This window comes from Polyangiaceae bacterium (assembly GCA_016715885.1).
GTDB lineage: Bacteria > Myxococcota_A > Polyangia > Polyangiales > Polyangiaceae > Polyangium.
The window spans coordinates 120,875-146,007 of record JADJXL010000022.1; the positions used below are offsets into that span (position 1 = coordinate 120,875).

Below are 25,133 nucleotides of genomic sequence, written 5' to 3' on the forward strand. Positions count from 1 at the left end.
ACAGGGAGAAGGGCGGGAGAGGCAAGAGTTTTGTCAGCGGCGGAAACTGCGGCGTTCGATGCAGGAAGGTGGCTGCGATGCACAAGTTGGTTCACAAGGGAAGCCTCATTCGGCGTTGGTTATGTGCCGCCGCAGTGAGGAAGATGCGGGCGGGGCACTGGTCGAGATTTCGTCAACGGATGTTGGACCAAATTGGGATGAAATATTATGCGATGCGTTGGCGGTGAGCCTTGAGTCTGTGCTGGGATTCCTGTTGACATGGTGGGCGTAACCGGAAAGCATCCCATCTTGGTAGGATCAGTCGTTGGGCGTACTTCACGCCAATCGAGTGCTCCCGGTGAGGAGATGCAGATGAAACGAACGAGAACCGCTGCCGCCATCGCGATGATCATGGGTGCAGGAATTGTGGGGGGGCTTGCATTGGTCGCTTGACGCCGGAAGAGGAGGTGGTTGGTGTGGCTGAAAGTCGCTTGGTGGAGTACTGGCAGAACAATGCGCCATGCAGTTTCTCGGCGTGCACCGGTGGGCAGGTGCGGACATGTGGTGACGTTTGCGTGACGCCGGTGACCGTGGGAAACGCGTGCTCGCAAACGGATTGCGCCAGCACCAGCGTTTGTGAAACTGGAGCGAGTTGCGTGACCATCTCGGGACAATTGAAATGCGCGTTTCCACCCACCGGTATGACGCTCTTTTCTGATTGCAGTGGGGAAAGGACTGGCTGTCCGCATGACTTGTTTTGTCGCGACTTCGACACGTGCACATCCGCGACTGGCTTTGGTGAGCGCTGCTCGGTGGGCTCGTCGCATGGGCATTCGTGCGACAGCGACTGGGATACCCCAGACTGCTGGCCGTGCATGCCGGGAACGGACTGCACCGGCGCCACGGGCAACAAGAAATGCCGCAAGTCGTGTAGCAGCAATGAGGACTGTCCGTGCGGAGACAGTGGCGCGATAAACGGCTGTAATCCAGAGGATGCTTATTGCTACCGCTGCGTGAGCACCGGCGAAGCCTGCAACGAGAATACGTTGTGCTGCGATACGGGGACGTATTGCGGTCCCATTTCGCAAGTGTGTTGCCCGGAGGTCGGCACGTCGTGCACCGATGACGAGGATTGCTGCTCGGAGCATATTTGTCGCAGCAATGGTACCTGCAATGCTTGTATTGCGGACAGTCAGTCGTGCACGTCGAATGACGATTGTTGCAGTGAACTTTGCTCCGGTGGTCAATGCGTGGCGGATTGTACGAACAAAGTAGGTCAGCCGTGCACGGTACCCATGCAAGCTGGTGAATGCGCCAAGGGTACGATAACGTGCACCAATGGCATTGAAGGCTGCTCGGGACCGTCTTCGTCCTCCGAAATATGCGACGACAAGGACAACGACTGCGATGGAAAGACGGATGAGGGAGTCGTTTACAGCCCGTCCACGTGCAGCACGACCGGCATTCCTGGTTGTGAATCGACCTTCGAAGCGCAGGGCGTCAAAGTCTGCGAAGAAGGCTCGACGATTTGCAGGGCCGAGGCAGGTGTCAATTTCTGCGTCATTTGTGATCAGGTCCTGCCTGGGTCACAGTCCTGTGGGTATTGCGTTGGAAGCTCTACGCAGTGTACGACGGATTCGCAATGTGCCCCCGGAGCGATTTGCTTAATGGATTCCGGGCTCGGATACAAGGTTTGCCAGGACGATCCAATGTGCAGCACCACCGTAAGCTGTTGGCTGCCTTCGGACAACGGGACGTGTCCATGAGGTACCTATTGCTCATGGCGGGTCTTCTCAGCCCAATTGGTTGTGCCGATGAAGTCCGATACGACACGAGCGGCACGTCGAGTGCTGGTGGCGGAGGAGTTGGTCCCGCCCCACTTCTGGATGGCGCCAACCGCAATTCGTGTCTTGGCAAAAACCTCGAATGCGCGGGGCAAAGCTGCTGCGCGACGGCATTCGTTCCAGGTGGCACGTACAATCGATTGAACGATCCCGCTTATCCGGCAACGGTGAGCGATTTCTACCTCGACATCTTCGAGGTCACCGTGGGCCGAATGCGATCGTTCGTCGAGGCGTACCCGGAGTCTATTCCGCAACCTGGAGCTGGGGCTCATCTCAAGGTACCGGGGAGCGGATGGGATAAAAGCTTAAAAATGGCAGAGACGCAGGAGCAATTGAGGTCTTGGCTCGGCACCGTCGTCGCTTCGAGCGACAAGGATCCATTTCTGCCATGGACCGACGATGTAGGCCCGAATGAAAACCGGGCAGTCACCAATGTTACCTGGCAAATTGCGCAAGCGTTCTGCATTTGGGATGGTGGGCGTTTGCCCACGGAAGCGGAATGGAACTATGCGGCATCGGGAGGTTCCGAGCAGCGGAAATATCCATGGGGCAGCGATCCTCCGACGCCCGAACTTGCTGCACTCAACTACAACAATCCAGGTGGGCCATACAATATGGCGGACCTCGACGTCGGGTCACTCCCTAAAGGCGCTGCTCGCTGGGGCCACCTGGATCTGAATGGTGGCCGCATGGAGATGCTCTACGATGCGAATCTCCAGCCGGAGTGCTGCGACACAGAGATTTCCCCGCTCCCAGTGCCGTGCAAGGACTGCTTGGTGTTGCCGACCAATGGTTCGGATGCGCGTATCTTGCGCGACGTCTCGGCTTTCTACTTTTCCGATCTGGAACCGCCAGAAGGCGCGACGGAGTACCGCAACAATTACTTCTGGACCACCTTTGTCGACATAGCCATTGGCTTCCGCTGCGTGTACGAGCCCGTTGCCGATTGAGGCCATGGCCATGAAACGCACGGTGCTTCCAGCATAACCTCGCCAGTCCAAGCTCCAAGCTTAGCGCTTCCAATCGGCGCCGCCCATAGCAGCGACGCGCTTCAGCGCGACGGGCTCGTTCGTGGCCAGATCGAGCGCACGGAACACGCGAGCCATTCCCCCTTGGCCGACGAAGGCTTCGAGGCGGAAGCGTTCGCCCACGACCTGCCCGATCTGCATGCGGGGCACAGTATCGTTGGAAAACGCGAAAAGGTCTACAGGGGAAAGGGGAGGGGTGGGAGATGGGGCGATGGGGCGTGCAGGAGCAGGCCCGGGTTCACGGCGCGGGCGTCGTTGACTGTCGATGAAGTGTGGTGTTGACGGTTTGCTGCGCCGGAGTTGCTTTGACAAACGTATGAAAAATATTTCTGGAATATCGGTTTGTCTTGGAGTATGAGTGGGCATGCCCAAGACAGACCGCGCATTTCGTGCGCTTTCTCGTCAATCGCCCGATGTCATTGCAGCGTTGCTACGCGTTGTAAAACCCGGGCTCGTGCCTGCATCGGCGGTGCTCGTGCCGGAAGATGTCGTTCCCACGCAGATAGATGGTTTGCCGCCGGAGATGGATGCCGATTGGGCGGCTCGCGTGAACGACGATGAGCTATTGCACATGGAGTGTCAGGGGTACAGGGATACGGGTTTTTCCTCGCGGGTGCTTTGGTATCACGTCGGGTTTGCCTTGCGGAACCGGGGCAAACGTCGAGTGCGCACGGTGGCGCTTTGGTTGTCGCCGCCTCCGGCCGATCAGCGCTTGGGCATTGTCACGGTTGGCGACATCAGCGTGCGTATGACGATGATTGTATTGTCCGAGGTGCCTGCGGCGAAGTTGCTCGAGGATGAGCGTACGGCGTGTTTTGCGGCGGGTGCTCATGCTGGAGATTGGTCGGATGTGGAGCTTTGCCGGCGCGTCGTGGCAGCGCTTTCGGCGCGCAAGGCGAGCTGGGTCGAGCGGCACATGGCGGTGGTTGCGGCACTGACGCAAAAGCGGTACGATGTTATGGTGGCAGCGATGGAACAGGCAAACATGGAACCGGTCATCATCGAAGACCTCGTGAAGTTTGGCGAAGATCGCGGCGTGGACAAGGAGCGCCAGCGTGTGTACGAGCGCCAGTTCGCTCGTCGCCTGGGTCGGCCCCTCACGCAGAGCGAACGCGATACGCTTGGTCGGCGCGTCGCTACCCTTGGCGTCGAGCGCCTCGACGATGTGCTCTTCTCCTTGGGTCAGGAGGCCATAGCGGCGTGGCTCGCAGATCCATCAGCCGCATGAGCAGCGCGATGTTGGAAGGGGAGGTCATCATCGAAGAACTCGTCAAGTTTGGCGAAGAGCGCGGCTTCGAGCGCGGCTTCGAGCGCGGCGTGGAACGAGCGCGTCGCTGCACGTACGAGCGCCAGTTCGCTCGTCGCCTGGGTCGGCCGCTCACGCAGAACGAACGCGATACGCTCGGGCAGCGTTTGGTGACCCTTGGCGTCGATCGACTCGACGATGTGCTCTTTTCCTTGGGCCCCGAAGCGACCGCAGCTTGGCTCGCAGATCCATCGGCCGCGTGAGAAGCGGGCCATCGGCGCTTCAATTGGCTGACCGCTCGAGCGCAATCTCAGGCGATGTGCACGTCCATTGTCGCAATCGCACCGTGACGAGCTTCATTGCAGCGGGAAAGGCGTCAGGAAATAATCGGTTCCGGCCGAATGACACCCCGTGCAAAGTCCGACGCCGTTTCCATCGGCAATGGGATTCGATGGATTGGTCGTGCTGAAATTCTCGTACCAGTAAAACCCATTTCCACCATCGCTATCCGCTTGCGTCTTGACGAATACCGCCCAGCCCGTGAGCGCAGCGCCTCCGCCGTACAGCTCTTTGACGGAAGCAGCACCTGCGGGGAAATTCGTCAAGTTGTTGGTGAGCGCGTCAAAGAGAATCGGATTGAGGAACGTGCGTACGTCACCACCATGCGGACCGGTCGACGCATGGTTCCCCGATTCCGCCGCAAAACTCAGGTACTTGCCCGCTTGAAGCCAGGGAAATAGCTCGGCCCCGGATGTCGGCACGAGCCCGCTATCGCCACCTCCCGCGCCGCCTCCCTGTCCGCCACCTCCGCCGCCACCTCCGCCACCGTCGCCGCCAGTGGAACCCGTGCTGCCCGACGAAGTGCTGGTGTCGGGATCAGGATCGCCACATGCGGCAAAGACGAAAGGAAAAAGGATCACACCAGCCCATGTCCATCGCCCACGACGCAGCATAGTCACCTTTCTTTGGTCGCTACCATCTTAGCTCGGCAAGACGTGCGGTGTCATTCACGAATCGCCGAGGACCACACTTGCGCATGGCTACGGCGACAATTGCGCTTGACAGTCTGGACGAATCTGGATAGGCCTGCGCGTTTCGCGCAAAGGTGAATCCATGGTGATGCAAGATTCTCGAACGAGTGGGCTTCTTCTCGCGTTGTGCCTCGGACTTGGGAGTGTCGCAGCCGGTTGTGGAGGTGACGGTGCGACGACGCCGACTGGTGGCGGTGGAGATGGCGGGTCGAATACGGGCGGCGACGGCGGCAGCTCGAGCAGCAGCAGTGGCAATGGTGGCGCTGGTGGAATGGCGGGTGCTGGCGGGAGCGGCGGTGGAATGGCCGGCGCTGGCGGTGGCGGCGGCGCCGGCGGAATGGCTGGCGGTGGCGGCAATGGTGGCGGTAGCAGTGTAGGATGCAAGGTCGCCGGTGATTGCAATGACAACGATGCATGCACCATCGACGTGTGCGTGAACGAAACGTGCGCCGCTGCGCCGATCGAAGTGGATGACGGTGACGCTTGCACGGTCGATGGTTGCGATCCGCAAATGGGGCCGACGCACATGCCCGTGCCGGTCGACGATGGCAATGCTTGCACGTTCGATACGTGCGATCCCATCGCGGGCGTCCAACATGCGCCGGTCAATCCCGACGACAACGACGTGTGCACCGTCGACTCGTGCAATCCCATGACGGGCGTGGTCAATACGCCCGTCGACGTGAGCGATGGCAATGCGTGCACCGACGACTTCTGCGATCCGGTGCTTGGTGTTTCCCACAAGCCCACGGTGATCGACGACGGCAACAAGTGCACGTTCGATACCTGCAATCCCATGACGGGCGTGCAGCACGTGCCCATCAATCCGAGCGACAACAATGCGTGCACCAGCGATTCGTGCGACCCGATGCTCGGCGTGATCAACACGCCCATCAATCCGAACGACAACAATGCCTGCACGATCGATTCCTGCGATCCGATGCTCGGCGTGTCGAACGTGCCGGTCAATCCGAACGACAACAATGTGTGCACCGCCGACTCGTGCGATCCGATCCTAGGCATTCAAAATGTTCCCGTGCCGGTCGACGACAACAATGCCTGTACGACGGATGCGTGCAATCCGCAGACGGGAGTGACGCATACGCCCATTACGTGCAACGACAACGACGCGTGCACGACGGATACGTGCAATCCCGCCATGGGCTGCGTGTTCACGCCCAATACGGTGGTCTATTTCGAGGAAACCTTTGCGAACAACGTGAAAGGTTGGCAGCTTGCTGGTCAGTGGCAAATCGGTTCGGCCATGGCATCACCGCCTTTCATGAATATGCCCACACCGATTCCGGATTTTGGCCTCGATCCGGCGCAAGATCATTCGCCATCGGCGGACAATGGCATTGCAGGCGTCGCCATTGGCGGCAACATCGGGCCCACGCTGCTCGAACCGCTCACGTACTTGGAAAGCCCGACCATCAACATTTCGAACGCAATCGCACCCGGCAGCGTGTACCTCGAATTCTGGCGCGTATTGAACAGCGATTACCCGCCGTTCGCGGAATCGACCATCGATGTGTGGAATGGCAGCTCCTGGGTGTCCATCTTTGCCATTCTAGCATCTCCGCACGTCAGTGAAACGAATTGGACCAAGTACACCTACGACGTGACCGCGCACAAGAATGCGGCCTTCCGCGTCCGCTTCGGCTACTCGGTGCTTCGCGATGACGCGTACACCACGGGGAGCTGGAACATCGACGACGTGCGGCTCGTGCCCCAAAACTGCCCCTGAACCATTCTCGCTACGTGCGGGTGTGCCCGCAATCGGGCCGTGCGGCACACCCGTACATGCGACGGCCACGTCAACGTGATCCCATTCACACTTCGTACGTGCGACGGCCACGTCGACGAGCCTTCGACACGTGGCTGTACATGCGACGGCCACGTCGACGTGCCTTCGTCACGTGGCTGTCCATGAAATGGTCGTCGCGATGAGCCCTCTCGACGTAGCCGTAAGCTTGCAGGTCGCGTTTGGCGATCCCGCATGATGCCGGACCATGGAGTTCGCACCGTCACGAGCGATCCGAGACCATTTTTGCTCCAAGGTGCCACATCGAGGTGAAACTTGGTGGAGAATTCATTCGCGTGCTGCTAAGGAACGAGGGAGCTGCATGAATTATCGCGACTTTTGTCGACAACACTTGCCGGAACACCTCGATGAACGCGGCGACCTTGCGCCGCCATGGGAGCAATTTCCCGAATACGAAAGGCACACGATTGGCTGGCGAATGGGGTCGGGTGAATCGTGGCTCGGGTATTTCGATGTGTTCATGGAGCAGCTCGGGACCGACTTCGACACGCGCCTCGCCTACCTGAAAAGGCACGCGAGAGCGCCATTTTCATGGAGCGAAACAGTGTATTGGCTCCTGCATCCGGACGCTCCGGACGAAGAAGACGAGGATGACGACGACGGCGAGCTCGCAAGGCAGCGTGTTCGCGAGCGTCAGGCGTGGCTTCTCGAGCGGGATCTCATTGCGTCGGACGTCGCTTATTCGACCTGGCGCGCAAAGCAGAAAAGCATCGTGTGGCCCTGGAAGTTCACGGATACGCCCGTCGAGGCTATGCGTCACTGGACTCGCGATATGTGGTTTTGGTCGCGACACGTCGCGGAGGCGCGGGCGAAAGGGAATCTCCCAGAATTCAATGTGCCGGAAGAGTGGCTTTTTTGTGCAGATGCCATTCGCAATGGAGCGACGGGGCCCATCGTGCCCGATGATGGGCTTCTATCGCTTGCGCGGTGTTTTGCTGCGGGCGATGTCATTGCACCGTGGCAAGCGGGGCTCACCGTGGCCGATTTCAAGGATTCGTTCGACGACGACATGGGCTATGTCGACGCATTCCGGCTTTGGGGAATGTCGGCTTTCGACGATGTACCGATGATCGAACGATACGCCGAGGCAACTCGAATGCCGCGCGAATGGGGCGAATGGATGGCCGAGCAGTTTCCGCTGGATTGAGCTGCTATTTGGCTTCGGCTAGCACGACTCCGCCACTTCGTTGATTGAGCTTTGGGAGGCTTGATTTCTCCGCACTGCGGCACCCCGAACTCGCCGCCTTCGGCGGCTCGAACAGCGGGGCCCCCGCCGCAGCGCCGAGAAATCAAACAGCTCCCAAAGCTTGGCGTGTACGATTTAGCAAAGTCGTACTATAGGGCGTAAAGCTCTCGTCTGTCCGGGGGCGACGTGGATGCACGTTTGGACGCGATCCACGCCCGCGCTTGATCTTCGGTCGCGGTGAATTCGAAGGGGAAAGAAAAGCTCTTTGGCATGATACGCGCGCCGGCGGTGAGGGCCATCATCATGGCGACGCGAATCGGAAACGGCGCGCCGCACATGACACCTGCCATTATCGGGTAACGCTCCTGGCCGCCCTTGAGGAATACGTCGCGTACGCGTTCGCCGGAGCTCTCGAAACGAGAGACGTCAACGAGCCAATACATGGGGCCATGCTGCCGACCGAGATCGTGGATGCGATTGATGATGGCTTGGGCCTCGACCGCCGTGAGCGGCCCCACGAGCGATATGCAAACCGTATCGGGGGATTCAAATGTCACCCGGTGCGCCATGAATGGGGGAAAGCTGGATGACATTGCGACCATGATGATCCTCCGGAGGATCAGTAGCGTAAGCAAATCACGGGCCAGCACTGCAATCTTTGCAATTGCCCACAATCCGGGCTAATTGGCGAGGGCGACAACGTTGTGACGCTGAATGGGTCTTGCAGGTGGGAAAGGAATGCCCATTCGGCTTGCGAAGGTGCAATGCGCCGGGCTTCGCGGTGGCAGGTACGTAGCCTGTGCTACTTTTTGCGCCTTACGAAAACGAAATCAGACGGGATAGGTGTTGTGGCTCACGGCATCGCCGGCGGCCTGACGTGGAAGCCGCAGCGATAGAAGGTGCTGGTGATGTCGGCGGCATTGGCCTGCGTCGCTTCGACCTTCATTTTGAGGCTCGTCGTGCCCGCGGGGACGGCAATTTCGTAGGCGAAGAGTTGCTTCGTTGCGGATTCGGTCAGATTGCCTTTGCCTGCGGCGAGGGGCATGTCGTCCGTACCGAGCGGCGTGACCTTGAAACCACGCAATGCCGAGCCGCCACGTTCGGATTCGCATGCAACGGAGAGCTGCGTCGATCCGGCAGGAACATCGATGCTGTAATAATCGATGTCGCCGGCCATGGCGATGTCGCCATCGACGAAGTAGCTCGCGCCTTCGGGTTGATTGGCCGATGCGGTCAAGGTAGCGGGCATGGCCGCGGCGTCGTTCGGTTCCACTTCGACGGGATTTCCCGATGAGACGTAGTGGTTGAAGAAGTAGAAATCGTTTGTCCCGGCCGTGGCACCTGTGGCGCGAGCCATGACGAACAGGTAATCTTTGCCGGGCTCGCAAGGCGCAGAGAGGTTCATGGGTTCGGGGGGGCCCAAGGTCGTGTCATAGACGTTGGGATCGACTTGCGCGATTTTGACCATGGGATCAGCCGCGTCGACCACGTATGCGACGACGTTCTTGTCGGCGCTGCTCCCATTACCTTGGGCGCTGGGATAGAAGAAGTTGAAATGGCATGCCGCGCGAGCATCCGGATCGACTTTCACGCCGGCAGGCGCGGTGAAGGCCCACATGTCGACGTCCTTGTCGTCGGCAAAGGTGCCCCAGCCGAGGCTGCGATAAAGCGTTCCCATTTGAACGTTTTCGTAATCGACGGGACCCGCGGCGTCGCTTGGCTCCGTGCTCATTTCGCCCTGGATGCCCATGGCTGTTTCATTGAGCACCCCGGCGAGAATCGAGTAATCGCCCACGAGAATCTCTTCGACCGGCGAACATTGGCCGGGGAAGAGCACGTTGCATTCGGTGACTTCGACGCAATAGGTGCCCGTTTCCGGGAGGATCGTGTACATCGCGCTGTCGTTCGTGTACCGCGGCATGGGGTACGGATCGTCATTTTGGGCGATGTCGACCCAGCCGCCATTTGCGTCCTTTACTTTCAGCGTGATGACGAGATCCGGGTAGGCGGGATCGAATTCATCCACGTCGAGCTTCGAATCGGTGATGAGCGCAATGGCGTCGCCCGCCGTGCCTTCGAAGACGAAATAATCTTTGTCGTCTTGCGTTGCATCGGGCGGCAAGAAACTCCCCACATCGAGCGTGTCGCCGAAGGCAGGTTCGCCAAGCGCAATTTGGACTGCCGTATCACAATCGACGTTCGCGTCGGGCATGAATGGAGTGCCTGACGACGAGGACGAGCTCGACGATGACGAGCTGGACGAGCTGCTCGATGAGCTGCTGGATCCCGTCGTCGTTTGCGCCGGGTCATCCGAGCAGCCGGACGTAGCGGAAAGAGCGAGCAAGCCGGAAGATATGACAAACCCCAAAAGAACCTTCGAACGCATGGGACCTCCGCGGGAAAATGAGAAGCACGGGCAGCCGCAAAACGCGACTGCGAGAAGCAATTCGATCACTACATCATCGAGGCTCGCGCTTCAAGCACGAAGAATGGTTTCAAACCACGGGCATTCCCATCGCGCGGCGCACGTCATTGAACGCATTCGTGAATCGTCCGTCTTTGCCTCGAAGAACGAGCGGGGGCTCGTCTTGAAGAGACACGCCTAGTTCAGCATTGGGTCTGCGCATGACGTAAACCGAAAAAAGCGCTTCTTTGCCTTCGCGCGGCACGATGTCGCGCCACTTTTCGACAACGAGCCCGGCGCGTGCCGCACCATCCAGCACGCGGGTGCGTTGTCGCGCCGCACAGCAGCCGACGAATGGCGCATCCGCGGAAAGAAGGCGCGACGCGGAAAGGGCGTAGTCTTCTACGCCGCCACGCCATTCGAATCGACACGGGCCGCATTGCACGCGGGAAGATTCCACACCCGTGCCAATGGGCATGTACGGCGGAGTTCCCGTGACGAGATCCACTTGGCCAAACCTTTCGGCGAGCGCGGTATCACGCAAATCACCAAAAAATACATCGCAACGATCATCGACTCCGTTCCATGCGAGCGACCTGCGAGCCAATCCAGCGCTGATGTCTTGGGCTTCGACGCCGGATACTCGCGCCGAAGGAAAACGCCAGGCAAGAAAAAGAAGCACCGTGCCAATGCCGCATCCGAGGTCGACGATGCGACGCGGTGGATTCGAGGTCACGGTTTCCGCAGCGTACCATGCGGTAACGAGGTCATCGGCGGACCAGCGGTGGCCATCGATTCGCTGCAAAATACGAAAATCGCCTGCCAAGTAACAAAGATCCTCACCCTCGGCAGGCCAGACGTCTTCGCGATCCGGCGTGTTTGGACGAGGGCCAGGCGCCACCCAATCGGCAGGACGGCGAGCAGGGCGAACGATACCGCCGGCAGGGGACTTGTTTTCGGCTGTGGCGACCGAGGGAACCATGGGGCGCGATGTCTACCACGAGACCCGGGCCGCGTGCCATTGGTTGATGCATCAACATAAATTTCGCGTCTGACGCGAATGTGAGACCCACATAAAAGATCTCGGAAAACGCGAGCAAGGCTGATAATCTGCGTAGTCGCCATGAAGACGACACCGATTCTTACTGCTTGTTGGATGGTCGCAGCAACGTCGATTGGAGCTTTCGGGTGCTCGGGAGATGCACAGACGACCGCAGCCACAGGGGTGGGCGGGTCCGTGACGACGGGCACGGGGGGTGAAGCCGGGGCTGGCGGAGCGCCGACGGGATCTGGCGGCACTGGCGGCATGACGGGATCGAGCAGCAGCTCGGCAAGCAGTTCGTCGAGCAGCAGCAGCAGCACGAGCTCGGCAAGCAGTTCGAGTGGTATGGGCGGCGCTGGCGGCGCTGGCGGAGCTGGCGGAGGTGGCGGAGGTGGCGGTGCCGGTGGCGGAGGTGGCGCGGGTGGTGGCGGGCCGCTGACGGCATCGCAATGTTACGCCAACGTCTTCGTCAACGGTCAATCCGCGGGTCCGAATTACGATCAATTCAATCCAATCATCGGATCGCATTGCTTCGGGACGAATCATCAGGACATCACGGGCATCGAGCGGGTGGTGTTCTTGGGTGATTCCGTGACGGTGGGGACACCACCGACGTTGTCAGCCGATTATTATCGTTCGCAGCTCGCGGACAAACTGGCGCAGAAGTTCAGTCTAGCAGCACCAAACCAGCTCTGGAAGACAGTGAATTTCATCGATGGGGTGTCGCTGCTCGAGGAGTCCGGGCCGTTCGCGAGCTGTTCCAAGTGGGGCGCGCGCACGGACGATTTCCTCATGGGAGGCGGGCAAATCGCGAAATGCTTCGAATCCGACAAACTGAGCAAGCGGACGCTCGTGATTACGACGATGGGCGGTAACGACATTGCTTCCTTGACGAAAGATGCAGGCGACGGCGCAACGCAGATGGAGCTATGGAACAAGGCGCAAACGTTCGTGCAATACATGCGCGACACGATGGCGTGGTTCTATACGCCCGGACGTTTTCCGAATGGGATCTTCGTCGTTTTCGCGAACAATTACGAATTCACGGACGGAACGGCCGACGTGCAAACGTGTGACGTGTCGGGTCTGGCTGGCTTCGACAAACCCGTCCCAGCGCCCGAACAGCTCAAAGAAATCATCATTTGGGTGAACGAGCAATACATGGGCATCGCAAAGGAATTCAATTCGGACATGATTTTCCTGCTCGAGGAATTCTGCGGGCATGGGTTCGAGAATGAAAACCCGCAAGCGCCGTGTTATCGAGGACCGGGGACGCCGCGATGGTTCGACTTGACGTGCATCCATCCGAATCCGGCGGGACACGACCACATCACGGACATGTTCATGGCGGTGGTGAACGAATGACGGAGCTCGTGGAGATAGCCGAAGGCATTTGGTGCGCAGAATCGGAAATGAAAATGCCCGGCGGCGTGCGCATGAATACGCGCATGACGGTCGTGCGTTCGTCGAATGGCAAGCTCTTCGTTCATTCGCCGATTCGGATGGATGAATCGCTCGGTAAAGCAATCGATGAGCTCGGTGAAGTAGGGTGGATCGTTTCGCCAAACCGATTTCACCATTTGTTCTTCGGCAAATGCGCGGAGCGTTATCCGGGGGCTCGAACATTCGGGCCGCCAGGGCTCGCGGAAAAAGTTCCGGGGCTGCGTGTCGACGAAGTGTTGACGGATTCGGCACCGATCGAGTGGGCAGCCGATTTCGAGCAGATCGTGGTACAGGGAGCGCCGAAGATGTCGGAAGTTGCATTTTTGCACCAAGGCACGCGGACATTGATCGTGAGCGACTTGTTTTTCAATATCGTGCGGCCGGCGGGGCTGATGACGAAGGTGGTGCTCACGCTGATGGGCACGCGCGGGAAGCTCGCCAAAAGCCGATTGTGGTCGACGATGACGGAGGACAAGGCTGCTTTCGATGCGTCGGTGCGCAAGGTGCTCGAATGGGACTTCGATAGGCTCGTGATGGCGCACGGGGATGTCGTCGAAAAGGACGCACGGGCGAAGGCCAGGGCGGCGATGGGGATTTAAGGGCGAATTGCGAGCGAGGTCTCAGCCCGATTTTCGCGGGCTCGAACAGTGGGGCCCCGCGATCGAGGTCTCAGCCCGATTTCCCGCACTCGCGGGACCCCAAACTCGCCCGCTTCGCGGGCTCGAACAGTGGGGCCCCCCCGCGAGCGCAGGAAATTCGGGCTGAGACCTCTTGTGCGAGCTTGTGGCCTGGTCAGGGAAGATCCGAGGCCAGCAACCCATCAATCCCACGGGCACGTTGTCATTTATCGAATTTGACGGGCGATACGCGCTGGGCTGCGCGTACGACGGATGCGACGAGACGCGGCGTGTGGCGGCCGAGAAATACGCCGAGTTTGCCGTGCATGGTGACGATGCATTCGGGCTTTCGGCGCCAAATGCCGTCGACCATTTGTGCCGCAGCTTCGTCGGTCGGCATGACGAGGAATTGCGGAATGGGGTCCTTGCCGTTTTCGCGCAAGTGACCTTTGTTGTCGATGAGGCGAATTTCCGATTCGACGAAACCAGGCAAGATGAGCGTGACGCCGACGCCTTTGGGGGCAAGCTCGAGCTCGAGGCCCTGGGCGAGCGCCGCGACGGCTGCTTTGCTCATGGAGTAGTTGATGGTGCCGGGGGCGACGACGTGGCTGGCGACGCTGCCGATGATGGCGATGCGCCCGCGGGATCGTTCGACGTCGCCGAGCGTTGCGCGAATGGTGCGCAGCACGCCAAAAACGTTGGTCTCGAATTGACGGCGGAAGTCGTCGAGCTCGAGTTTGGCGAAGGCTCCCGTGATGCCAATTCCAGCATTGGCGACGACGACGTCGATGCGCCCGGCCGCATTGCGCACGGCTTCGACGGCGCGTTCGACGTCGCCGTCGCGCGTCACGTCGCATTCGAAGGGGAAGGCTTGTCGTCCGAGCGCGCGCACGTCGGAGGCGACGGAGTCGAGCGCATCTTTGCGGCGTGCGAGCAGCGCGACGTCGGCGCCTTCGGCGGCAAAGCGGCGGCACAAGGCAGCGCCAATGCCGGCGGAGGCGCCGGTGACGATGACGGTTTGTCCGAGAAAACGTCCCATGGTGGCGCGAGCATGCCCGAAAACGGGCGATGGGACAAGAGGAGCGTGATGGAACGTCAGACGGCGTCGTACATGGCGGCAAAGGAGGCGGCTTCGCCGCGCAGCAGAATGTCGATGCGGGGGCTCGTCATGGCCGACGTGTGGAGTTTGGCCGATCGAACGTCGAGAATGGCGGGAACGAATTCGGGTTGCGATTCGCAAAGGCCTCGAGAAAGCAGCGCGAGAACGAGCGCCGTGCGTCGCGGGGTGAGGGGATCATTGCGGAAATAGAGTTTGACGAGGTGCTTTTTGCCGTCGATGACGAGACCAAGCTCGGGATTGATGTCGACTTCGAGCGCGCCGAGCGAGAGGCCGGAACGCGGCGGCTCGAAGAAGTTTTTTGCGCCCTGGGCGAGAAAAGCGCGATATCCGTGGATGACGCGCGGATAATGTTTTTTGCGTGTTTCGTCGGTTTCGTTCCGACAAACGTCATCGAGTGTCGTGGCGGACAAACCATGCCGATGCAGATTGACGATGGCTTCTCGGATGGGACGATAAAAGTCCGAGCACAAATCGTCTTTGCGCTCTTTGTAATCACGGACGCCGCGCAATTTGGGGGTGCCAGTGGCGAGGATGAAATCGACGAAATACGTGAGCGAAATTCGGTCCATCGGAATCCTCCTGGGTTGCTGAGACGAAGTGTCGCTGTGTCTACTGCTTAGACGAAATAATAACACCAGTATTTTCGACTTGCACGGCTTTTTGAATACCCAAGGACAATAAATGTCCGGCCCATTAGGGTGACGAATAATGTCCGCTCGATGGATGGATGCATTGTGAAGGCTCGCGCCGAGCGTGCGTGGAACGGGGAGCGGCTGGCGATTCTGGAGCCGGTGCGCGGAGTGTAGCTCGGAGGACGACATGCTTCCCCTCGGTGCGAAATCTGCACGGCGATGAGGCGACGATCCGTCACATCGTCACGCGGCGAGCGTCGAGACGTCATGCCGCAAAGTGCTTTGCGTACGTAGGTGTGACCGAATGCGAGCTGTGCGGGTCGGAATCCTGCACGAAGTGCTTCCAATTCACGCCGAAGTCGGATAGAAGAGGTACGAGCATCGCGCATGCGCCGCCCGGTCACCTTGGTGAAAAATTCCTTGCAATCAATAATTGTTGTAAAAGTTGGTCCGATCCGCCACGGCGTGGAGGAATGATGAAGCGCTCCGTACGTTACGCCTCGATTTTGGGAACATTGCTCACGGCATCCGTGGTTCGTGCGGGCGGCCCCGATCTACCGGACTACAATGCGTACGAGGATGCGCCGGAGGTGGTGGATCAGCCGCTCGCGAGCACTTTGGTTCCCGAGGGGATGGCGGCTGGGGTGGCGAGCATCGACGAGAAGCGCGGGGTGCCGACGATTTATTGGGCGCCGCAGGATGGGCCGCTTTCGCCGGGATCGTTTCTGTCGCGTCCCGAGGCGTCGGCGCGGTTTTACTTGGAGCATTATGCGCCGCTTTATGGTCTCGCATCGGGTGCGCTTTCCGTCGCGAAAGCCGTGATGGTGCACGACACGGGTCGTGGAGGGATCATTGTCGTGTTTCGTCAGCAAGCGGGCGGAATCGATGTGTTTCAGACCGAGGTCAAGGTTCTGATGACACCGAACCACGAGCTCGTGGCCATTACCGGTAATTTGCATCCGCAGGCGGCCCCGAAAATGGGGCGCGCAGCAAAGTTTACTCTATTGCCGCAAGATGCGATAGCGCGAGCATTCAATGACTTTTTCATGACGAAGGTGCCTCCCAGCGCATTTCTGGACGCGAACAGGCCTCGTCATGGGTATGCGTTTTACCGCCTCGTCGATACCACAGAGACGGGTCGCAAAAATATTGGTTTGTCCCGACCAGCACGCATCAAAAAGGTATATTACGCGATGCCGGGGGAGCTCGTCCCGGCATATTATGTCGAAATCTGGGGCGGCGAAAGATCGGGCGCGAATTCGGTTTTGTATTCGTACGTGATCGCGGCCGACGATGGGCGGCTCTTGCAGCGTCGAAGTTTGACGCGAGATGCCGCATTTCAGTATCGGGTTTGGTCGGACGGGGCGCCGCTTCATACGCCGACCGATGGGCCCATTGCCGATTTTGCGCCGCATCCGACGGGCGTGCCGGATGGCTCGTTCCCACCATTTTCACTTCCGGTGCTCGTAACGGTGGACGGGTTCAATACGAACCCTTCAGGCACGTTCGATCCGTGGCTTCCGGCGGGCGCGACGGAGACGGTGGGCAACAACGTCGATGCGTACATCGATGCGGCGAATCAGGATGACCCCACGGCGCCGAATTTCAGGGCCAATGTCACGGCGCCAGGGGTATTCGACCGGACGTACGACACGCTCGAGAGCCCATCGGTCAATCAAGAGCAGCAGAAGGCGTCGATCACGCAGCTTTTCTTCGACAACAATTACCACCACGACTACTTTTACGATTCAGGCTTCGATGAAGCTGCCGGCAATGCCCAAATGGACAATTTTGGTCGCGGCGGCTTCGGCAATGATCCGCTTCTCGCCGAGGGGCAGGATGGGAGCGGCACGGACAATGCCAATATGAGCACGCCTGGCGACGGGGATTCGCCGCGGATGCAAATGTACGTGTTCAGTGGCCTAGCCAATTTGAATTTTTCGGTGAATCCGGGCAATCAATCGTTTGGCGTGGGTACTGCGAGCTTTGGTCCGCAAACGTTCAATGTGGGGCCGGTGGAGTTGCTGCTCGCCGAAGACGGATCCACGGTGGATTTGGGTGGCGGAAATCCGACGGTGAACGACGCATGTCAGCCGCTCACGGGCGGAATGGGCACGTATGGGGGCAAGATCATCCTGGCCGATCGCGGAGGCTGCACGGACAAAGTGCGCGTCACGAATGCGCAAGACGCTGGCGCTGCGGGCATCATCATTGCCAACAACGTTGCGGGCGGTGGAACGTTCAACGTGACGGCGAGCGGTGGCATGATCCCGCAAAATACGCCCATTTTTTCGATTGGTACGGCGAATGGTGCGGACCTGAAGGCGCAATTGTCGATGCAATCGCTCACCGCATCGATGCTGCGCACTGGTGTCATTCAAAGGGACGGTACGATCGACAATGGCATCGTTGCACATGAATGGGGGCATTATCTCCACTTCCGCTTGACGAGTCCCGGGACGCAGCAAGGTGGCGGCATGAGTGAAGGCTGGGGCGACGTGATTGCTTTGATGCAGCTCGTGCGCCCCGACGATGATTTCAACGGCGTTTTCGCGACGGGCATTTATGCCGCGCAGACGTTCCACGACAGCGGTTATTTCGGTATCCGCCGTTATCCTTACTCGACGGACTTCACGAAGAATGCGCTCACTTTCAAACACATATCGCAGGGACAAGCCTTGCCTGTCGGCGTGCCCTCGTCGAACATTTTTTCGAACGATAATGCCGAAGTGCACAATGCGGGCGAAGTTTGGTGTTCAATGGTTTGGGAATCGTATGCCAACCTGCTCGAAGACACCGTTGGCGTCAATCCGCGGCATACGTTCGACCAGGCCAAACGAAAAATGGCCGATTATATCGTGGCCGGCATGAAGCTCGCGCCCGTCGACATGACGTTCACCGAGCAGCGCGACGGTATTTTGGCAGCAGCCGTTGCAGGCGGCGACATGGAAGATTTCAATGATCTCACGGCGGGGTTTGCCGTGCGCGGTGCGGGTTCGTGTGCCGTGTCGCCGTCGCGAAATTCGACGACGCTCACGGGGGTCGTGGAGAGTTTTTCATCCAATCCCAATGCATCCTTCGTGTCGCTCGTGCTGAGCGAATCGACGCCGAATTGTGACGGTGATGGCGTGCTCGATGCGGGCGAAATGGGGCAAGTCGCGATCAACGTGCAAAATACGGGATGGGCGCCGCTCGTGGGCGCGACGGTGACGCTCACGTCGAGCGATCCGAGCATCCTTTTTCCGAATGGCAATACGGTGAATCTGCCTTCCACGAATGCTTATGCGACGAGCACCGCATTCGTCGATGTCGCGCTCGCTCCGGCCGTGAACATGACGACGCTCGTTTCCTTCAGCGCGGTCATCAATGCGCCCGGCGCGTGCAACACCATGACCAATGGTTCTGGATTTGCCGAAGTGCATTATGATTCCGCGGCGCCTCTTTCGGCCAATGCATCTACGACGGAGACGTTCGAGGGGCTCGTCAAGACGTGGTCAGCCAAGAATGCTATCGGTGGACCGACGGTCCATTGGCAGATCGTGCGTCCCGTTGCCAATGACCTCAATGAAATGGCATTTGGCGCCGACATCAGCGGCGTGAGTGATCATCGATGGGAGTCGCCGGATCTCGAGGTTGGGGCGGGGCCGTTTTCGATGACGTTTCAGCATCGATATGATTTCGAGCAATCTTCTTTTCCGCCCTTTGGAATGCAGAATTGGGACGGCGGCGTCATCGAGGTCAGCGAAGATGGCGGCATGACGTGGGTCGACGTCAACACCATTGCCGGCGCCAATCCCGGGTACACCGGCACGATCAGCACGCTCGCCAGCAATCCACTCGGCGGGCAACAAGGTTATTCGGGTGCGACGGCGGGTTTTTCCGCCGGTACCATGGTAAACCAAACGATTGACTTTGGAACGGCCGTGGCGAACAAGACCATACGTATTCGATTCCGCATCGGTACGGACGAAGCCGTTGGTGCAGGTGGTTGGTTCATTGACGACATCGCTTTCACGGGTCTCACGAACAAGCCTTTTTCGACGCAGACTGCGAATGCAGGCATGTGCAACCTCGCACCGATTGCGGATGCGGGACCGGATCAAATCGTGCCGAGCGGGGCGAACGTGGCGCTCGACGGATCGGGTAGTTCGGATCCGGACAACATGCCGAATCCGCTTACGTACGCGTGGATGCAAACGGCGGGCCCGGGTGTGACGTTGTCGAGCGCGACCGACGTCCAGCCAACGTTTGTTGCGCCAAGTGTTGCAATGAGCACGGTCCTTACGTTCCAGCTCGAGGTGAGCGACGGAGCCGCGGCGGCGAGTGATTCCGTCAACATTACGGTCGAACCTGGCGGCACTGGCGGCATGGGTGGCGGCGGCATGGCGGGCGCTGGCGGCATGGGTGGCGGCGGCATGGCGGGCGCTGGCGGCATGGGTGGCGGCGGCATGGCGGGCGCTGGCGGGATGGGCGGCGTTGGCGGAATGGGCGGCGTTGGCGGGATGGGCGGCGTTGGCGGGATGGGCGGCGTTGGCGGGATGGGCGGCGCTGGCGGCGCGTCGTCGTCGTCGAGCAGCGCGTCGTCGTCGTCGAGCAGCGCGTCGTCGTCGTCGAGCAGCGCGTCGTCGTCGTCGAGCAGCGCGTCGTCGTCGTCGAGCAGCGCGTCGTCGTCATCGAGCAGCGCGTCGTCGTCGTCGAGCAGCGCGTCGTCGTCGTCGAGCAGCTCGTCGTCATCATCGAGCGGCTCGTCGTCGTCATCGAGCAGCGCGTCGTCGTCGTCGAGCAGCGCGTCGTCGTCGTCGAGCAGCGCGTCGTCGTCGTCGAGCAGCGCGTCGTCGTCGTCGAGCAGCGCGTCGTCGTCGTCGAGCAGCGCGTCGTCGTCGTCGAGCAGCTCCGGCATGGGAGGCGCTGGCGGTGGCGGTGGTATGGCGGGCGCTGGCGGTGAGGGTGGCGGTGGTATGGCGGGCGCTGGCGGTGAGGGTGGCGGTGGTATGGCGGGCGCTGGCGGCGACGGTGGCGGTGGTATGGCGGGCGCTGGCGGTGATGATGCCAACGGATCCACCATTGTCATCGGAGGGTGCGCTTGCTCGGTGCCAGCCTCCAATGAATCGGCACCGGTACGCGATGTTGGTGTTTCGCTCCTAGCAGTCATTGGCGCATGGCTCGTTCGCCGCCGCCGCAATGACAAACCCTCTTGACCCTAACGCGGGGAAAGGCGACCGTGTTGGTCGTATTTCCCCGGCTCACTTCGATGCTTGCAATGAAGGATGTGTGCCCCGTTTCGACGAACGCGGCATGGAGGAATGATGAAACGCACTGTACGTTACGCTTCGGTCTTGGTTACGATGCTCACGGGATCCTTCGCGTTCGCTGGCGGGCACGGTTTGCCCAACTACGACGCTTATCTCGACGCGCCTGAGGCGCAAACTCGGCCGCTTTCGAGCAACTTCGTGCCGTCGGAAATGGTGGTCGGTGTCACGAGCATCGATGAGAAGCGGGGCGTGCCGACGGTCTTCTGGGCGCCGCAGAATGGCCCGATGGCTCCGACTTCGTTGCAAGCGCGCCCCGAAGCGGCGGCGCGGTATTATCTGGAGTACTACGCGCCGCTTTATGGCCTCGGGTCCGGAGCTCTTTCGACGGCCAATGCAGCGGCCGTGCACGACACCGGAGGCGGAATCATCGTCGTATTTCGGCAAAAGGCACAGGGGATCGACGTTCATCGTGCCGAGCTGAGTGTCCTCATGCGTTCGAATCGCGAGCTCGTGGCAATCATGGGGAATTTGCACCCGCACGCATCGGCGAAGATGACACGTTCGGCGAAGTTCAGTCTGGCGCCGCAAAATTCGATTGCTCGTGCGTTCAACGATTTCTTTGGGACGAAGGTCCCGGCGAGCGCGTTCGTCGATACGAAGAGGCTCGAATACGGGTATTCGTTCTTCAATCTCGTCGATACGGCGGAGACGAAAAGCAAAAATATCGGTATGGCACGACCAGCCCGTGTCAAAAAGGTGTACTTCGCAATGCCGGACAGCTTGGTTCCCGCGCATTACGTTGAAATCTGGGGTTGGGACAAGACGGCAAAAGAATCGGTTTTGTATTCGTACGTGATCGCAGCCGACGACGGCCGGATGCTCGAACGGCGCAGTTTGACGCACGATGCCGCATTCACATATCGCGTGTGGTCGGATGGAGCGCCCAATTTTACGCCACCGGATGGCCCGCAGGCCGATTATGCGCCGCACCCGACGGGATTGCCGGATGGTTCGTCGCCTGCGTACACGGCGCCCGTGTTGGTGACGGTCGACGGTTTCAATACGAATCCTCAAGGCACGTTCGATCCATGGCTCGCCATGGGCGCGACGCAGTCGACCGGCAACAACGCCGATGCCTACGCGGATCTCGATGCCAACAACAATCCGGACTACCGCGCAACCACGACGGCACCAGGGGTTTTCGATCGAGTATACAATACGTCGCAAAACCCGACCGTGAGCCAGAATCAGGTGCGCGCGTCGATTACGCAGCTCTTCTTCGATGCCAATTATCTGCACGATTATTGGTACGATTCGGGCTTCAACGAGGCGGCGGGCAACGCGCAGCAAAACAATTATGGGCGCGGTGGAGCAGGAAATGATCGCCTGCTCTTGGAAGCGCAAGATGGAGCGAACACCGGCAATCGCAACAACGCGAACATGTCGACGCCGGCAGATGGTTCGTCGCCGCGCATGCAGATGTACGTATGGGACGGGCCGCCGAATGCGAGCTTGACGGTGAATCCGGGCAACCAGACGTTCAGCGCTGGCGTTGCGGGATTCGGGCCTCAGGCGTTCAACATTGGGCCTGCGCAAATCGTGGTGGCGCAGGACAATTCGACCGCCGATCAGGATGGCGGCAACACCGGCAACTTCACGGATGCATGTCAGGCGCTGACCGGCGGCGGAAACACGTATACGGGAAAGATCGTGCTTGCCGATCGTGGAGCGTGTGCCTTCGTGGACAAGGTGAAGAACATTCAAAATGCGGGAGGCATCGGCGCCCTCATTGCAAATAACCAAGCAGTGGGCTTGCCCCCGAGCCCGATGGGGGGGACGGACAATACGATCAACATTGGTACGCTCGGTATCACGCAAGCCGACGGAGCCAGCCTGAAAACGCAAATTCAGGGCGGTACGATCACGGGAACGATGGTCCGCGGACCGGCGACGGACCGCGATGGAACGATTGACAACGGTATCGTCGGACATGAATGGGGCCATTACATTCATCACCGATTGACGAGCCCGGGGACGCAGCAAGGTGGCTCCATGGGCGAAGGCTGGGGCGATTTCGTCGCATTGCATATGCTCATTCGGCAAGGCGATGATCCCACGGGTGTTTACGCGACGGCCGTGTACGCGGGCGCCACGTTTGGCGATAGCGCGTATTACGGAATTCGTCGGTGCGCGTATACGAAGGACATGATGAAGAATGGCTTGACGTTCAAGCACATCTCGGACGGTCAAGCGCTGCCGCCCAGCGTCATCGATTTCGGCAACGAAAACTCCGAAGTGCACAACGCGGGCGAAATTTGGGCCACGATGATGTTCGAGGCGTACACGAATCTGCTCCTCGATGCGCAAGGCCCCAATGCTCGGCATACGTTCGACCAAGCCAAACGCAAAATGGCCGATTACGTCGTGGGTGGCATGCAGGCCGCCCCAGCGAACATGACGTTCACCGAGCAGCGCGACGGCATTTTGGCAGCGGCGATTGCCGGCGGAGACCTGGAGGATTTTCAGGATCTCGCAGCAGGTTATGCCACGCGTGGCATCGGCGCCTGTGCCGTGTCGCCAGCGCGCAATTCAACGACGCTCACGGGCGTCGTGGAAAGCTTTACGGCCAATCCGCAGCCGGTCTTCATTTCGACGGAGCTCACCGAGGGCGTGCCGAACTGTGATGGCGACGGCGTGCTGGATGCAGGGGAAACCGGTCAAGTGGCGATCAACATCCAAAACCTTGGCTGGTCACCGCTATCGGGCGCAACCGTGACGGTCACGTCGAGCAACCCGAGCCTCACGTTCCCCAGTGGGAATTCAACAATGTTGCCGATGACGAACGTCTTCGAAACGACGACGGCTTACGTGCCGGTTGTCTTGTCGAATGCCGTGAATGCAACGACGGTGATACCCCTCAATATCGTCATCAATGCACCGTCGGCGTGCACGGCGACGACCAATGCCACCGGTGCGGCCGAAGTGCATTACGATTCGTATGCACCCCTGACGCCGAATGCATCGACGACCGAAACCTTCGAGGGGCTCGAGAAGACCTGGTCGGCGACGCTCGCCTCGGGGACGGCCACGACGCTTTGGCAGATCATTCGGCCGAACGCCACCGCCGCGAATGAATTGATCTACGGTCAAGACATCGCCAGCGTCAGCGACCATCGTTATGAATCGCCAGACCTCGCCGTCGGTGCAGGCGCCTTCTCCATGACCTTCCAGCATCGGTACCAATTCGAACGTTCGCAGGGTCAGAACTGGGATGGCGCCGTCATCGAATACAGTGAAGACGGCGGCATGAACTGGGCCGACATCAGTACGCTCGCCGGGGTCAATCCCGGTTATGGCGGCACCATCAGCACCCAGGCCAGCAATCCCCTCGGCGGTCGGACGGGGTACGTCAATGCTACGAATGGTTTTGCCAACGGCACGATGGTAAACCAAACGATTAACTTCGGCACGACGCTCGCCAACAAGACCATCAAGCTGCGCTTCCGCATTGGTACGGACGAGGCTGTTGGCTCGGGCGGTTGGTACATCGATAACATCGCCTTCACGGGCCTGACGAACAAGCCCTTCTCGGCTCAGGCGGCCGAGGATGGCATGTGCATGAACGAGCTACCGATTGCGAATGCAGGCGTCGATCAGGTCGTACCGAGCGGCGCCAATGTCATGCTCGATGGCTCCGGAAGCTCTGATCCGGACAACCAGCCGAGCCCCCTTGCATTCGCGTGGTCGCAGACCGCGGGGCCAGGTGTGATGCTTTCCGCGCCAATGAGTGCCATGACGAACTTCGTCGCGCCCGCTGTCATGATGGATACGCTCCTCACGTTCCAGTTGACGGTGGACGACGGTGCCGCGTCTGCGAACGATTCGGTGAACGTGTTGGTGCAGGCTGAACCGGGCACCGGCGGCGCTGGCGGCATGGCGGGTGCTGGCGGCATGGGCGGCGCTGGCGGCATGGCGGGCGCTGGCGGCATGGGCGGCGCTGGCGGCATGGGCGGCGCTGGCGGTATGGGCGGCGCTGGCGGCATGGCGGGTGCTGGCGGCATGGCTGGCGAAGGCGGCATGGCGGGCGCTGGCGGCATGGGCGGCGCTGGCGGCGGCATGGCGGGTGCTGGCGGCATGGCTGGCGAAGGCGGCATGGCGGGCGCTGGCGGCATGGCTGGCGAAGGCGGCATGGCGGGCGCTGGCGGCATGGCTGGCGAAGGCGGCATGGCGGGCGAAGGCGGAGCTGGCGGCGGGTCCACTCGGCCGCCTCCGGTGCTCAGCGAAGGCGGTTGCGATTGCTCCGTTCCTGGCGGCGAGCGTCCAGAGCCCGCTCGCGATGTCGCAGGCTCGCTCCTCGCACTCGTTGGCGCGTGGCTCGTGCGCCGTCGTCGCAGCGGCAAACCCTCCTGACAACCTGCATCGAGGGGAAAACGAATCGCTCGATGCGTTTTCCCCTCGCGCGCATTCGGTTCCGCCCACCCATT

The 25,133-nt window shown here is 60.2% G+C and carries 17 protein-coding genes; 10 read left to right on the top strand and 7 right to left on the bottom strand.

The window, feature by feature from the left end; all coding sequences use genetic code 11:
• The first annotated feature begins 455 nt into the window (after positions 1 to 455).
• Positions 456 to 1,745: a hypothetical protein gene (locus IPM54_32685; protein MBK9264529.1), complete on the top strand. Its 1,290-nt coding sequence runs from the start codon at positions 456 to 458 to the stop codon at positions 1,743 to 1,745.
• Entirely contained in the window at positions 1,742 to 2,773 is a 1,032-nt protein-coding gene (locus IPM54_32690; protein ID MBK9264530.1) for an SUMF1/EgtB/PvdO family nonheme iron enzyme, read from the top strand. The genes IPM54_32685 and IPM54_32690 overlap by 4 nt, the downstream gene beginning before the upstream one ends.
• Before the next feature lie 60 nt (positions 2,774 to 2,833).
• On the opposite strand, the gene IPM54_32695 is transcribed toward IPM54_32690, so the two are convergent.
• Positions 2,834 to 2,992, bottom strand: a complete 159-nt coding sequence (locus IPM54_32695) for a hypothetical protein (GenBank protein ID MBK9264531.1) — start codon at positions 2,990 to 2,992, stop codon at positions 2,834 to 2,836.
• 223 nt (positions 2,993 to 3,215) lie between these two features.
• On the opposite strand from IPM54_32695, the gene IPM54_32700 reads away from it, so the two are divergent.
• Together IPM54_32700 and IPM54_32705 are read left to right on the top strand one after the other, a co-directional pair.
• On the top strand, positions 3,216 to 4,079 hold the full coding sequence (locus IPM54_32700; protein ID MBK9264532.1) for a hypothetical protein: 864 nt from the start codon (positions 3,216 to 3,218) through the stop codon (positions 4,077 to 4,079).
• Positions 4,076 to 4,360 (top strand): hypothetical protein, encoded by a 285-nt coding sequence (locus IPM54_32705; GenBank protein ID MBK9264533.1) that lies wholly within the window; start codon positions 4,076 to 4,078, stop codon positions 4,358 to 4,360. Before IPM54_32700 ends, IPM54_32705 begins: the two co-directional genes overlap by 4 nt.
• A 93-nt stretch (positions 4,361 to 4,453) precedes the next feature.
• Here IPM54_32705 and IPM54_32710 read toward each other — a convergent pair whose 3' ends face one another.
• Positions 4,454 to 5,017 (bottom strand): hypothetical protein, encoded by a 564-nt coding sequence (locus tag IPM54_32710; protein MBK9264534.1) that lies wholly within the window; start codon positions 5,015 to 5,017, stop codon positions 4,454 to 4,456.
• Positions 5,018 to 5,210: 193 nt separating this feature from the next.
• Between IPM54_32710 and IPM54_32715 the strand changes: the two genes are divergently transcribed.
• Together IPM54_32715 and IPM54_32720 are read left to right on the top strand one after the other, a co-directional pair.
• Positions 5,211 to 6,875 (top strand): hypothetical protein, encoded by a 1,665-nt coding sequence (locus IPM54_32715; protein MBK9264535.1) that lies wholly within the window; start codon positions 5,211 to 5,213, stop codon positions 6,873 to 6,875.
• A 379-nt stretch (positions 6,876 to 7,254) separates the two neighbouring features.
• Complete coding sequence (locus IPM54_32720) at positions 7,255 to 8,100, top strand: hypothetical protein (GenBank protein MBK9264536.1); 846 nt, start codon at positions 7,255 to 7,257, stop codon at positions 8,098 to 8,100.
• Positions 8,101 to 8,288: 188 nt separating this feature from the next.
• On the opposite strand, the gene IPM54_32725 is transcribed toward IPM54_32720, so the two are convergent.
• The 3 genes from IPM54_32725 to IPM54_32735 all read right to left on the bottom strand — a co-directional run bounded on the left by IPM54_32725 (position 8,289) and on the right by IPM54_32735 (position 11,525).
• Positions 8,289 to 8,696: an STAS/SEC14 domain-containing protein gene (locus IPM54_32725; GenBank protein ID MBK9264537.1), complete on the bottom strand. Its 408-nt coding sequence runs from the start codon at positions 8,694 to 8,696 to the stop codon at positions 8,289 to 8,291.
• 296 nt (positions 8,697 to 8,992) lie between these two features.
• Positions 8,993 to 10,525, bottom strand: coding sequence for a hypothetical protein (locus IPM54_32730; protein ID MBK9264538.1), 1,533 nt, complete (start codon positions 10,523 to 10,525; stop codon positions 8,993 to 8,995).
• A gap of 109 nt (positions 10,526 to 10,634) precedes the next feature.
• The gene (locus IPM54_32735; protein ID MBK9264539.1) at positions 10,635 to 11,525 is read right to left on the bottom strand and encodes a methyltransferase; all 891 of its coding nucleotides are present in this window, start codon (positions 11,523 to 11,525) and stop codon (positions 10,635 to 10,637) included.
• 141 nt (positions 11,526 to 11,666) lie between these two features.
• Here IPM54_32735 and IPM54_32740 point away from each other — a divergent pair, with 141 nt between their 5' ends.
• Entirely contained in the window at positions 11,667 to 12,950 is a 1,284-nt protein-coding gene (locus IPM54_32740) for an SGNH/GDSL hydrolase family protein (GenBank protein ID MBK9264540.1), read from the top strand.
• Positions 12,947 to 13,627, top strand: a complete 681-nt coding sequence (locus IPM54_32745) for a DUF4336 domain-containing protein (protein MBK9264541.1) — start codon at positions 12,947 to 12,949, stop codon at positions 13,625 to 13,627. The genes IPM54_32740 and IPM54_32745 overlap by 4 nt, the downstream gene beginning before the upstream one ends.
• A gap of 241 nt (positions 13,628 to 13,868) precedes the next feature.
• Here the strand turns inward: IPM54_32745 and IPM54_32750 are convergent, their stop codons facing one another.
• Both IPM54_32750 and IPM54_32755 read right to left on the bottom strand, forming a co-directional pair.
• A complete protein-coding gene (locus tag IPM54_32750) occupies positions 13,869 to 14,684 on the bottom strand; it encodes an SDR family NAD(P)-dependent oxidoreductase (GenBank protein ID MBK9264542.1) in 816 nt (271 codons plus the stop codon).
• A 56-nt stretch (positions 14,685 to 14,740) separates the two neighbouring features.
• A complete protein-coding gene (locus IPM54_32755) occupies positions 14,741 to 15,334 on the bottom strand; it encodes a hypothetical protein (GenBank protein ID MBK9264543.1) in 594 nt (197 codons plus the stop codon).
• A gap of 536 nt (positions 15,335 to 15,870) precedes the next feature.
• Here IPM54_32755 and IPM54_32760 point away from each other — a divergent pair.
• Both IPM54_32760 and IPM54_32765 read left to right on the top strand, forming a co-directional pair.
• Positions 15,871 to 20,595 carry a M36 family metallopeptidase gene (locus IPM54_32760; protein ID MBK9264544.1) on the top strand — a complete coding sequence of 1,575 codons (4,725 nt, stop codon included), beginning with the start codon at positions 15,871 to 15,873 and terminating at the stop codon, positions 20,593 to 20,595.
• Positions 20,596 to 20,700: 105 nt separating this feature from the next.
• Positions 20,701 to 25,059: a M36 family metallopeptidase gene (locus IPM54_32765; GenBank protein MBK9264545.1), complete on the top strand. Its 4,359-nt coding sequence runs from the start codon at positions 20,701 to 20,703 to the stop codon at positions 25,057 to 25,059.
• Positions 25,060 to 25,133 lie beyond the last annotated feature (74 nt).

Coding starts and splice junctions, on each gene's coding strand:
- IPM54_32690 (MBK9264530.1), top strand. CDS start 1,742: ATGAGGTACCTATTGCTCATGGCGGGTCTTCTCAGCCCAATTGGTTGT.
- IPM54_32695 (MBK9264531.1), bottom strand. CDS start 2,992: ATGCAGATCGGGCAGGTCGTGGGCGAACGCTTCCGCCTCGAAGCCTTC.
- IPM54_32700 (MBK9264532.1), top strand. CDS start 3,216: ATGCCCAAGACAGACCGCGCATTTCGTGCGCTTTCTCGTCAATCGCCC.
- IPM54_32705 (MBK9264533.1), top strand. CDS start 4,076: ATGAGCAGCGCGATGTTGGAAGGGGAGGTCATCATCGAAGAACTCGTC.
- IPM54_32715 (MBK9264535.1), top strand. CDS start 5,211: ATGGTGATGCAAGATTCTCGAACGAGTGGGCTTCTTCTCGCGTTGTGC.
- IPM54_32720 (MBK9264536.1), top strand. CDS start 7,255: ATGAATTATCGCGACTTTTGTCGACAACACTTGCCGGAACACCTCGAT.
- IPM54_32730 (MBK9264538.1), bottom strand. CDS start 10,525: ATGCGTTCGAAGGTTCTTTTGGGGTTTGTCATATCTTCCGGCTTGCTC.
- IPM54_32735 (MBK9264539.1), bottom strand. CDS start 11,525: ATGGTTCCCTCGGTCGCCACAGCCGAAAACAAGTCCCCTGCCGGCGGT.
- IPM54_32740 (MBK9264540.1), top strand. CDS start 11,667: ATGAAGACGACACCGATTCTTACTGCTTGTTGGATGGTCGCAGCAACG.
- IPM54_32745 (MBK9264541.1), top strand. CDS start 12,947: ATGACGGAGCTCGTGGAGATAGCCGAAGGCATTTGGTGCGCAGAATCG.
- IPM54_32750 (MBK9264542.1), bottom strand. CDS start 14,684: ATGGGACGTTTTCTCGGACAAACCGTCATCGTCACCGGCGCCTCCGCC.
- IPM54_32755 (MBK9264543.1), bottom strand. CDS start 15,334: ATGGACCGAATTTCGCTCACGTATTTCGTCGATTTCATCCTCGCCACT.
- IPM54_32760 (MBK9264544.1), top strand. CDS start 15,871: ATGATGAAGCGCTCCGTACGTTACGCCTCGATTTTGGGAACATTGCTC.
- IPM54_32765 (MBK9264545.1), top strand. CDS start 20,701: ATGATGAAACGCACTGTACGTTACGCTTCGGTCTTGGTTACGATGCTC.